Origin of the sequence: Brasilonema bromeliae SPC951 (assembly GCF_012912135.1) — a bacterium.
Lineage (GTDB): Bacteria > Cyanobacteriota > Cyanobacteriia > Cyanobacteriales > Nostocaceae > Brasilonema > Brasilonema bromeliae.
This window is the reverse complement of record NZ_QMEB01000168.1, coordinates 1-11,442: the sequence shown is the minus strand read 5'-3', so window position 1 is coordinate 11,442 and position 11,442 is coordinate 1. Positions and strand designations below refer to the sequence as shown.

Below are 11,442 nucleotides of genomic sequence, written 5' to 3'. Positions count from 1 at the left end.
GGGATGTTCATCTCCCAGCAGGCGTCGCCTTAGTTCCAATGCTTGTAGGTACAGTGGTTCAGCATCTGCGTATCTTCCTTGGGAGTCGTAGAGATTAGCCAGGTTGTTGAGGCTAGTTGCGACATCGGGATGTTCATCTCCCAGGCGTTTTTTAGTAACTTCTAGACATTGCTTATACCAAGGTTCTGCTTGATCATACAATCCCTGACTATTGTAGAATAAGGCATTACCAACGAAAGCCCAAATTAAATCCTCATCCCTGACACATTGAATAAGATTGTTGGCGACTTCTGCCAAATGAGGTATTGCGGGAGAAATAACGGTAACTTGTTCACGCGTGGCGTTTTCAGGAATATTCTTAGCAACAGCTATCATTGCTGTGGCAAAAGCTTGTTTGAGATCCCCCCCTTGATAAGGGGGGTTGGGGGGATCTAACTCTGTCAACTTCGCTTGAAAAAATTCCCTCAGCAGTGGATGCAGTTGATAAATTCCCTTTTCCTTACGCTGTAGCAAATGCAAATTCAGCAGCTTATCATCCCGACTTTCCTCTAACTCTTCTGCATCTACATCGGGTAAGCACAGTTCTACCAACTGCCAAGGTATTGGTGCAGGTGCAAATAAACTCAGCAAACACGCCAGTTGCTTATCCGTGTTGTTTAATTCCTGCCAACTCAAGTCAAACGCTGCTTGCACACCCAGTTGTGCTGTCATGTCGTCTTCTGACTTCACAAGGGCAGGTTGTTCTAATCTCTTTTTCTCCAACCTCCGCAACATTTCTTCTAGAGACAAATCTTCTTTGCGTGCAAGATACCGCCCGACTAATTCTAACCCCAAAGGTAAATATCCCAGCCATGCACACAAAGATTCTGCTTGTGCAATTTCTTCATCAACTCGTTCTGCACCAATGAGTGTTCGTAATAACTCCAGCGCCGCTTCTGGTTGCAGCACACCTAATGATAATTTCGGAATTTGCCCAAAGTGCGCTCTTGTTGTCATCAACACCTTAAACCGGGAAGATGAGGTTGGGAGATACGGTTTAATTTCTTTGTATTTCGCGACATCATCTAAAATCAGCAGCACCTCACCCTCACGCCAACGCCGCCAGCAGTATGCGAGTTGCGCGTGTAAATCAAAATCCGGCGATATTTCTGGTGGGTTTAAGTTAAGGTGAATACGCGCAAACTGCACTAACTGCAATCCCACATCCGCAGCTTTCGGGAGTAACCAGCAAATTCCACCTTGGTAAGTTTCGCGGTGAGTATTTGCATATTGCAGCGCCAGTTCTGTTTTCCCCACTCCACCCATACCAGAAATGGCGGCTATTGCCACGCGGTCATTTTCCTGCAAAAGTTGGTGTAGCTGTTGCAGTTCCTCTTCTCGCCCGACAAATTTCGTCGCCCTATTCTTGGGCAAATTCTCTGGTATTCCAGTAGGGGGATTTAACTTTGCCCGTTCCCATTCGGACGACTGCAGTCAAGAATTGGGATTATTGTAGTTAAAGGTTATGTTGTGACCACTGCCGCCTTGAAAAGTGGGAGCATTCGCATCATTAGACTGAAAAGCTTCGCCACCATAAACATTCTGAACATTCCGCCCTTCAATATTACCAATATTAATTTCTTGGTTAATTTCCTGAGCAAGCTGTTGAATATCTTGAGCAAATTTATCATCTGTGTCCATTGCTACCTGCAAATAAGCAGCAATTAAATCAACATCTGCCTTTGAGCCTTCTTTCTGGGCTTTTGCTAGCGTATCCTTTAATTTCTGAGTATCCTTGAACCTATGAAAAATTTTCTCGCGCAGATTGTTTAATTTATTTAATACGCTTGCAGTCAGTGTTTCTGCGGTTTTTTCGATAGCTTTGCTAAATGCTAGGGTGGCGATCGCCGCTGCTGTGAGTGTTGCAGGTTCCATAAACTAGCCCCGAAACCAAGATGACATTTAGTTATATCTACCACTTTATCTTGAAAGATTTCGGAAAATTACTAGTAAGTTCGGAACCTCACCCTGCCCTGTCGGGCATCCCTCTCCTTATTAAGGAGAGGGAAAGATTTTAGCGCCGATTCAAGCGAGGGTGAGGTTCATAATTCTGAATATTTTAAAAAAAAATCTGCTTTTCGTGGTACGATGAACCGTCCAAAAAGCAGATTTTGTTTAATAGGAAGGTCTTAGTGCAAGTTTTTCCAAACCACAAGTAACTACACCGTGGATAAGTACAGTTCCTGATATGGCAATCTTCTTTTTTTAGACCTTTAAAAAGTAGAAACCATAAAGTAAGGACAAAGAAATTTTTCTTTTGCCTTTTAGCTTTTAACTTCTATACACCCGCGCGTTTTCCCCTTATACTAAATCCGCGTCTTATACCCCATTTATAATTTAGTCCGCGCAGGCGGACTTCGTTTGTATAGCCGCGATTTCCAATCCCCAGGGGTAACGAGGGGTTATAAAAACGGATTTGGTATTACACCCCTACACCCTTACCCCCTTACCCCCCTACACCCTCCCACAACTGCTGGATCTCGTTGCCTAAGTCCTGTATGTCATGCTGACAAGTTTGGCGGTAAAATTATCATCCATCCGGCATTTACCAACCTGTTGACGCCCATGCTTTGCGACTACCTTGTACAAATCCTGACTGCCCGCGTGTACGATGTTGCTCAGGAAACGCCCTTGGATTATGCTCCCAATCTATCCGCACGACTGAATAATAAACTCCTACTCAAGCGGGAAGATATGCAGTCAGTCTTTTCCTTCAAGCTGCGGGGTGCTTATAACAAGATGGCGCAACTACCGCCGGATTTGCTGGAACAGGGTGTCATTGCTGCGTCTGCTGGAAACCATGCCCAGGGCGTTGCTCTTGCTGCCCGTCATATCGGAACACGAGCAATTATTGTTATGCCGGTAACGACACCTCAGGTGAAGATAGATGCAGTCAGAGCCAGAGGGGGGGAGGTAGTTTTGCATGGGGATACTTACGATGATGCCTATGCCTTAGCCCGTCAACTAGAGGCAGAAAAAGGTATGACTTTTATTCATCCCTTTGATGATCCGTATGTGATTGCCGGACAAGGAACAATCGGCATGGAAATTCTGCGACAATATCAGCAACCTATCCACGCTATTTTTGTGGCGATTGGCGGTGGTGGATTGATTTCTGGGATTGCAGCATATGTAAAACGCTTACGTCCTGAAATTAAAATTATTGGCGTTGAACCAGTGGATGCTGATGCTATGCATCAATCGCTCAAAGCAGGGAGACGGGTGCGCTTACCTCAAGTAGGCTTATTTGCTGATGGGGTAGCGGTGCGGGAAGTCGGAGAAGAAACTTTCCATCTGTGTCAGGAATATGTGGATGACATCATTTTAGTTGATACAGATGACACTTGTGCTGCGATTAAAGACGTGTTTGAGGATACGCGCTCGATTATGGAACCAGCGGGTGCATTGGCGATCGCCGGTGCAAAGGCTTACGTCGAACGAGAACAAATCCAGGGACAAACGTTAATTGCCGTTGCTTGCGGTGCTAACATGAACTTTGATCGCCTCCGCTTTGTTGCTGAACGAGCAGAGTTGGGTGAACGCCGCGAAGCCATTTTTGCTGTGGCGATTCCTGAGGAACGGGGTAGTCTTCGCAAGTTTTGTGAATGTATTGGCAAACGGAATCTGACCGAGTTTAGTTATCGCATTGCTGGTGAAAAAGAGGCACATATTTTCGTGGGGGTGCAAATTCAAAACCGTGCTGATGCAGCAAAGATGGTTGAAACCTTTGAAGCTCATGGGTTCAAAACCATTGACTTAACCGATGACGAACTAACAAAATTGCATTTGCGGCATATGGTTGGTGGACACTCTCACCTTGCTAATAATGAGTTGCTTTACCGTTTTGAGTTTCCTGAACGTCCTGGTGCATTGATGAAGTTTGTCAGTTCCATGAGTCCTGATTGGAATATCAGCCTGTTTCACTACCGCAACAATGGCGCAGACTACGGGCGGATTGTCGTGGGGATGCAGGTACCTCCCCATGAGATGGAGCAATGGCAAGCATTTCTGGATACGCTGGGTTACCGCTATTGGGATGAAAGTCAGAATCCAGCATATAAGCTGTTTTTAGGATAGGGTAATGCTCACGCTTAAAAGAGTAGGGCTGAGTTGAGGAGCAAAACCCCTAAAATTTTTCCCTCTCCGGAATTCGGAGAGGGATGCCCGACAGGGCAGGGTGAGGTAATACGTATGAATGCAACGCGCGTATTAGTTAATCTTAAACACGGATTCAACTGTTGATTTAATCGAATCCCGTGCATCCTTAAGCGTCTGTGCTATAGGGTGCTTATGCTGCAAAAAGACTCGCGCACAGTTGCGTCCTGGCATTCCTGAAATCGAACCACCTGGATGAGTTCCCGCACCTGTAAGGAACAAACCTTCAATTGGGGTTTTGTAGTTCGCTATCTCTGGTAAGGGACGGAAAAATACCATCTGATCCAAGGTCATATCAACATGGTAGTAATTTCCTTTATACGCGCCTAATCTTTCTCCTAATTCCGCTGGACTTTCTACAGCACGAGCAATGATTGCATTTTTCACATTTGGTGCGTAGTCTGCTAACTTATCAATCACCTTATCTGCGACTTTGTGCTTTAATTCGTCCGTCCACCCTGTACCATTTAAACCAGTACCTTCTGCACCAGCAACTTGATACGGAGAGAAAAACTCAATCCATGCGGTATGCTTGCCAGGAGGTGCCATCGACGGATCTAACATTGTTGGCACAACTACGTACATTGAGGGGTCGGAATCTGGAATTTCTCCCAAAGTACATTTACTATGAGCCTGTTCTACATGAGTAACAGAATCTGCTATCAACACAGATCCAATCAGGTATTCGTCCTTGTGCTCGTGATGTTCAAAGCGCAGTGGTTCGTTTAAAGCCAAGTCTATCTTGAGGATAGTTTCGTTATTGTTGACAATCCGACGTTCTAATCTTTCCCGTAAGTTTGGATCAGCAGCATCTACATCGCTGTTATCTATGAATTGCAAAAATAGTCGCTTGGCATCAATGTTTGAGATCACCGCGTGCTTAGCACGGTATTCTACGCCATTTGCCACCTGCACACCAACAGCATGACCATTATCAACCAAAACTTTCTTAACCTGCTGGTCTGTCAGGATAACGCCACCTTTACTTGTCACCAAGTTCACCAAGGCTTGTACCAATGCACCAGTACCGCCACGGGGTCTAGCCATGCCTGGATTATGGCGCATTGCCATCATAATTGCACCAATAGCAAGGGTTTTTTGGGAGGGAGGCGCACCAAGTTCTGATGCAAGTCTTGCTAGAGGCGCTTTCAGAAATTCTGAATCAAACCACTCGTTAAGAATATCCTCAGCGCTGGTTAGCATATTGCGAATAAAGTCCAGCGTCTTATTAGGAGAACCAATGACTGAAAATAAATCTTTCAGCTTTGCAATGTCGTAGTTGCCAAGAATATCTAAAACAGATTTAGGCGGTGCATTAAACATGGGAATCATTGCACCAATTGCCCTCTGCCAATAGTCTGTAAATTCTGCATATTTTTTGGCATCTCGTTCATTATAACGGGCGATTCCTGCACAAGTTTTTTCTACTGATTTATGACCTAAGAAGTATTTTCCATCAGGATGAGGACAGAAAACAACTGGATCACACTCCAGATATTTTAAGCCGTATTTTTCCAGTTCTAATTCTTGTACGACTGGTCCTAAGTGAATAAACTCGTGGTCAATTGCACACAAGTTAAACTTAAATCCAGGCGCTTCCTGTGGTAAAGATTCTTCTGTTGTTGCTGCACCACCGGGAACAGAACGCTTTTCCAAGAGCAGGACGCTATAGCCAGCTTTCAGCAAATAAGCAGCACAGACTAATCCGTTATGTCCTGCTCCAATAATGACAACATCATACTCTTGCATAGATGAAACTTCGTGCTTATATCTATCTCTTTGTTTTCAAGGTTACAAATTTTTACTAATAATTCCATCTTTCGGCAGTTATAGAAATCCTGGTTTAGGATAAGACCTAGGCTGAAAAATTGGCTAAGAGAAGACTGGCTACTGACTAATTGTAATAGAAGGAAGACAGTGAGCAATTAGTCGCTTATGTAATACACCTTGGGCGTTTGCAATCAGTCGTTATTCATAGACTTTTCATGAATAGTGGTTTGAAACGAAAGCCCGTGCTTTATGTGAAGCTTTGGTTTCTGGGACGAACATCCAGAAAATGATAGTTGCTACGAGAGCGATTGCGCAAAGCGCAGACGCCAAAGGCGTATCGCAGCCAACCCAACAAAAGCAACATTATAGCCAGCCTTTTGCACCACAAACCCAGCTAGCAGATTACTCAAACATGCACCTATACCAACAGCAGTATTTAGCGCTCCTTGTGTGACATTAAACCGACCCGTGCCCTTAGTTAAATCAGCAACCATGAGTACTGAAAGCACGCCAAAAATCCCGCCCGCAACTCCATCTAAAATCTGTACAGAAACCAAAAAATAAGGATTATTGGTGAGAGTGTAAAGTATACCACGAATTGGCAAAACAGCAAAGCCAAACAAAAAGATAGGTTTTCGCTCAGCATGGGCAAAACGACCAGCCAAGTTAGCAGAAGGAATCATCACCAACTGGGCAACAATGATGCAAGCTGACATATAAAGTGTAGCTCCTGCAGCTTTGCCTTCTGAGAGTCTTTGACCGACAAGTGGTAACATAGCGGCATTGGCAAAGTGAAACAGAACCACTGCAAGACAGAACAAAAGGATGCGGCGATCGCTGAACAACTGCGATAACCCAGAGAGATGATGTGGATGTTCTTCTGAAACGTCCTCATCCTCATCTTTTGCACCACGCGCTAATTCGTGGTCAATCTCTTTTTCGCGAATTCTCAAAACGGCGATTGCACTAGCCACCGCCATAGCTGCAACCAGAAAAAAGATGCCTTTGCTGGTAATAAAAGAACCCACTAAACCAGCTAAAATCGCTGCAAGTACGTTACCTGCATGATTAAACGACTCATTGCGACCAATTCGACGGTCTAAATGATCATGCCCGACTAGTCCTAGGGTAATAGCGGCGATTGCACCTGGAAACACTGCTGCTGCTAAACCAATTAAAATTTGACCACCAATAACTATTGGAAAACTCGGGAACAGGGCTATTGCGATGCAACCAATAGACACAATTGCAGCAGCCACCACAATCAACATTCGTTTTTGACGCAATCGGTCTACTAACGCACCTGTTGGTGTTTGGGCAATCACTGTTGCAATAGTTGAAGCAGACATTGCAATCCCGATATTGGCTGGATTCCAATTTTCTGAAGCTTTCAAGTAGATAGCTAGATATGGTCCTACTCCATCACGTACATCAGCTAGAAAAAGGTTTAAGTAATCGAGTGCCCATAAACTTTTCTGGCTTGGTTTTTTACTCTTTTCGTACATAAATCTTTACAATTTGAGTTGAACCAATGCCATTTCATCATTGAAATTAAGATGCGTCTATATCTCTTTGAGTACAATTTTATTTGGGCAATTATAGCAATTCTATTTGATTTGTGAAAAAGATTTTGATTGAATTAACCGCAGAGAACCAGAGGAGCCAGTGCGTTGCGGGGGTTCCCCCCGTTGTAGCACCTGGCGTGGCGCAGAGGAGAAGAAAAAAGAGTTTCACTAATGATTTAGGACTGCTATAGTTTATGTACAGCAGTCAAGTGAGTATAGTCCATCCAAACGTATTTACTTTTGAAAAACTATCTATTTTTTGCATCTCACATTCCTTTTATGACTAAAGATTCAAGATAAATCATCCAATGAGGGAATTTGCTTGAGACGTGCATCTACCAAAAGTGTCATATTACCTTTTTCAACATCCATATTTCTGACGCGGAACACCGTTTTCTCATATTCATAATATGGTAAGTTGACTAGTTCTTTTACCTTCTGCATTAAAGCAACAACGACTTCTAGTGAAATACCTTCTCCGCCGTGAGTGCAGTTAAAATTTTCTAGCATTATGGGTTTGTCTTGAGTACGTGGGCAAACCTGTGCTGTGAAACTTATTGAGCGAGTATTCCCCTTTTCTTTGAGCAGTACTTTTCCCGTAAATGCCATTTTGCCACCATCTAATAGGTGAATTTGTATTTCCTGTGGCTGTAAACCGACAATTTCACCATCTACATTCAACTCAAAGTTTTGCATCTTGCTGCGAACAAACTTTGAAGTCAAAGCGTGGTTAATATCTGCTTCTATAAGTACAATACGAGCAGTGGTATTGACTGGTTGATTCAGTTCTATTTGACCAAAAAGAACACTCAATGGATTGATGTCAATGCTATCTGTCTGTAGTTTTATTTCCTGCACACGGATGTCTTGCTTGACTAGTCCTTGAGCTTCAAAAGAAACTCCATCTGCCTGTCCCTGAAATATTTTCAGAAGGTCGGTTTGTACATCTACGTCTACTTTTTCTACTTTGTCTACCTGTTGAGAAACTTGCTTTTCGGCTTCATGCGAAAGCATTTGTTCTTCTATGCGTTGCTCTTGCGACATGAATTAATTCTCTCCTGGCATCGTGTTACTGTTAATTGTGACGCCGACAACAGAGGAGAGTATCTACATCAGGATATAGAAGATAGAAAAATCTGGTGTTGCTGAATTTAGCTCAGGAATTGTGTTTGTCAGCTGACATCAAACCAATGAATCATATTTGCTGTCCGAAGACCTCCTCTTAGAAAGATGAGGTTATACTTATTTTGCATTAGTTTCTAGCAAACGACTTATGGTCGAATAAATTCCATTCCAAGCCCACACCCAACAACAAGAACTTGTAATACCATTTCTGTATGAAGCTGCGCTAAATTAAAAATAAGGGTGCGTTTGGTTTAAACGTGATGGGTTTGAGATTGCAAGTCGAGATTAAAGAAAGCCTTGAAGAATTGGAAAAAGCTGTTAAATATGCGACAACGGCAAGTAGCAAAGAGCGATTACAAATGCTCTACTGGCTTAAAAGTGGTCAAGTCACAAGTCGGCAAGCGATTGCCCGAAGGGCAGACGCCTAAAGGCGTATCGCCAAACATTTCGGACCAGATCAAGCAACCGTAACTCGAAGGTTCACGAAGGTATAAAGACGAGGGACGAAGTGGGTTGCTATGTGTGAAACATGCGCCTGGTAAAGAATCTATAGTTAGTGGAGAAAACTTGGAACGGTTGAAACAGCGATTGTCCTCACCACAAGGATTTCACAGCTACAGTCAGATTCAACAATGGCGCTTAGAACGAACTGGGACTAAAGATTGCTTACAAAACGGTTTATCAACTTGTTCGCTATTATGCCGGGTGCCAAACTAAAAGTTCCTCGTCCCAAAAGCCGGAAACAGCATCCGCACAGCCAGTCTGACTTTAAAAAAAACTCCCTTTAGCACTCAAATTCTTGCAAGAAGAATTTGGAGAAGGTCAGCGACTCAGATATATGTTCAGAGGAGATAACCCGCTTGGGACTAAAGACTATTACGGGACGTTTAATTACCGCTCCCGGTGTCAAACCCATCGGTTTGAGTCAGTGGCAACGTGATAATTTTTACTTGTATCGTGTCGTTGAACCTTTAAGCGGATACAGTTTTTTCTACGAGTTTTCCCATCTTGATAGTGATTGTTTTCAGAGGTTTTTAGAGTTGCTGTCAGCAGAACTTGGCGAGGACGTTGCAGTTATCCAATTTGACCAAGGCTCGTTTCACACAGTTAAAACCCTTGATTGTCCAGAAAATATTATACCGATTTTCCAACCTCCCCACTCTCGGTGAATTGAACCCAATTGAGAGGTTCTGGGAGTTTCTCAAGAGCAAACTACGATCGGAGAATTGTAAAACCCTTGCTCAACTGCGTGAGAAATTAGCTGAGGCGCTAGAAACTATTACACCAGAAGTGATTGTTTCTCTCACCTCTTACGACTTCATTCTTGAAGCTTTATTTAGCGCAGCTTCATAAAGAAAAAGAGAACTTGTCTATAGTAGTCCGTTGAGGGGTTGTCAATTTACTCGTTGAGGCGACGCAATTTGCTGGTGTCTTTGAGATTGCTTGCCTTTGTTCAAGGAGCGATCGCCCCATGCAGGCGGTTGGCAAGTTATGCTGGCTTACGAGGTGATATGAAATCCGGGTGATTAGTTATCGTATGCGGCGGTTCTAGGCCACCAGTGGTAGCAGGTTAATCCACTAATAAAGCAAAGCTTTTGAAGCAGAACTTGGCAACGAGCGACTATCGCGTCTTCAAGTTCCTCAATCGAAGAAAAGTACTGATTGGCAATTGGTTCATTCGTAAGTGTCCACAGTCTTTCTGCTGGTTGTAATTCAGGTGAATATGGTGGTAAAAACTCCAAGTGTAAACCATGTGGAATTTGAACGTCATGACTGACGTGCCATCCGGCACGGTCAACCGTTAACAGAACGTGTTTCTCATCGCCAATACCAAACTCGCGAGCAAAATCTCCTAAAACTTGGTTAAACAATTCAGTATTGACACGCGGCAAAACCCACCAATATGTTTCTCCAGATTCTGGATGAACAAAACCATAGACCCAAACCCACTGAAAGCGCCAATGCACCTGTGCTGTTGGTACCTCCCACCACGGTACCCAAATACGTCGTAAAACTGGCTTCAGTCCAACACGTTCGCGAAGCGTTGCCGCAGGCATTTGCTCATCCATTGCCCAGACCTCAATTTTCGCATCTGGATATTGTTGGTGTAATTCGCCTACCCTCAAATTCAGTTTTTTTTCCACTCAAGTTGTTCTATCCGGTCAGAGCAGTAATGTTCCGGTCTTGGCACACGTAAACGATGCTCCCAACGCTTGAGAAACTCCCACCCTCTTTGAGGATGAACTCGACGCTCAAGTACTTGACTCATCCACCCAGCCACTCTCGGTCCGTTCCAAATTCCGCCATCGCTGACTGGTGTTTCCATTGCTTGCAATAGCTGTGCTTGTAATACTTCATCCAATAATGGCTCTGTTCCTGCGTTTCGATGACGCCTATCTCCGATCCCCGCCTCTGCCAATTCGTTGTACCGTTTCGCTATTACTCTGATCCACCTTAAAGAATATCCTGTTACCGCAGAAACTTCCGACGTTGTTTTGCCGCTTCCTAGTAACCATACAATTTGATACTGGCTTCGTTCAACAGAATCTTTTGATTGGCGATAGCGTGTTTCTAACTCGTCCAATTCATGATGTTGGACAATTGAAATTCGTTTTGGCATGAGCAGATAATTGCAACCCAGCTATACAGTAAGTATACATCCGGATTTCATATTACTTAAAACTTCCTTCTCATGAAAGAAATGAAATAATTTCTCTACAACAAATAAGAGATTATTTAGACGAATGCCAAAAAATATCTGAAAATTTAGAATTAGAATTATTAACAA

At 43.6% G+C, this 11,442-nt stretch carries 8 protein-coding genes and 2 pseudogenes; 4 read left to right on the top strand and 6 right to left on the bottom strand.

Features of this window, described 5'->3' with window-relative positions; translation table 11 throughout:
- The coding region (locus DP116_RS19415; protein ID WP_246275704.1) for a tetratricopeptide repeat protein at nt 1-1,413 on the bottom strand (1,413 nt) is incomplete at its 3' end.
- Between the two features lie 60 nt (nt 1,414-1,473).
- A complete protein-coding gene (locus DP116_RS19410) occupies nt 1,474-1,914 on the bottom strand; it encodes a hypothetical protein (protein WP_169156734.1) in 441 nt (146 codons plus the stop codon).
- Nucleotides 1,915-2,604: 690 nt separating this feature from the next.
- On the opposite strand from DP116_RS19410, the gene ilvA reads away from it, so the two are divergent.
- Nucleotides 2,605-4,116: a threonine ammonia-lyase, biosynthetic gene (gene ilvA, locus DP116_RS19405; RefSeq protein WP_169156733.1), complete on the top strand. Its 1,512-nt coding sequence runs from the start codon at nt 2,605-2,607 to the stop codon at nt 4,114-4,116.
- Nucleotides 4,117-4,248: 132 nt separating this feature from the next.
- Here ilvA and crtO read toward each other — a convergent pair.
- The 3 genes and pseudogenes from crtO to DP116_RS19390 all read right to left on the bottom strand — a co-directional run.
- A pseudogene (gene crtO / locus DP116_RS19400) lies at nt 4,249-5,955 on the bottom strand (beta-carotene ketolase CrtO); the annotation flags it as partial.
- Nucleotides 5,956-6,260: 305 nt separating this feature from the next.
- A complete protein-coding gene (locus tag DP116_RS19395; protein WP_211173388.1) occupies nt 6,261-7,469 on the bottom strand; it encodes an MFS transporter in 1,209 nt (402 codons plus the stop codon).
- 351 nt (nt 7,470-7,820) lie between these two features.
- The gene (locus tag DP116_RS19390; protein WP_169156731.1) at nt 7,821-8,573 is read right to left on the bottom strand and encodes an LmeA family phospholipid-binding protein; all 753 of its coding nucleotides are present in this window, start codon (nt 8,571-8,573) and stop codon (nt 7,821-7,823) included.
- Nucleotides 8,574-8,926: 353 nt separating this feature from the next.
- Here DP116_RS19390 and DP116_RS19385 point away from each other — a divergent pair, with 353 nt between their 5' ends.
- The 3 genes from DP116_RS19385 to DP116_RS19375 all read left to right on the top strand — a co-directional run bounded on the left by DP116_RS19385 (nt 8,927) and on the right by DP116_RS19375 (nt 10,007).
- The gene (locus tag DP116_RS19385) at nt 8,927-9,082 is read left to right on the top strand and encodes a hypothetical protein (RefSeq protein ID WP_211173387.1); all 156 of its coding nucleotides are present in this window, start codon (nt 8,927-8,929) and stop codon (nt 9,080-9,082) included.
- Nucleotides 9,083-9,514: 432 nt separating this feature from the next.
- Nucleotides 9,515-9,823: a hypothetical protein gene (locus tag DP116_RS19380; RefSeq protein ID WP_169156729.1), complete on the top strand. Its 309-nt coding sequence runs from the start codon at nt 9,515-9,517 to the stop codon at nt 9,821-9,823.
- A gap of 1 nt (nt 9,824) precedes the next feature.
- Nucleotides 9,825-10,007 carry a hypothetical protein gene (locus DP116_RS19375; RefSeq protein ID WP_169156728.1) on the top strand — a complete coding sequence of 61 codons (183 nt, stop codon included), beginning with the start codon at nt 9,825-9,827 and terminating at the stop codon, nt 10,005-10,007.
- Nucleotides 10,008-10,255: 248 nt separating this feature from the next.
- On the opposite strand, the pseudogene DP116_RS19370 reads toward DP116_RS19375, so the two are convergent.
- Nucleotides 10,256-11,274: pseudogene (locus tag DP116_RS19370) on the bottom strand (IS630 family transposase); the annotation flags it as partial.
- Nucleotides 11,275-11,442 lie beyond the last annotated feature (168 nt).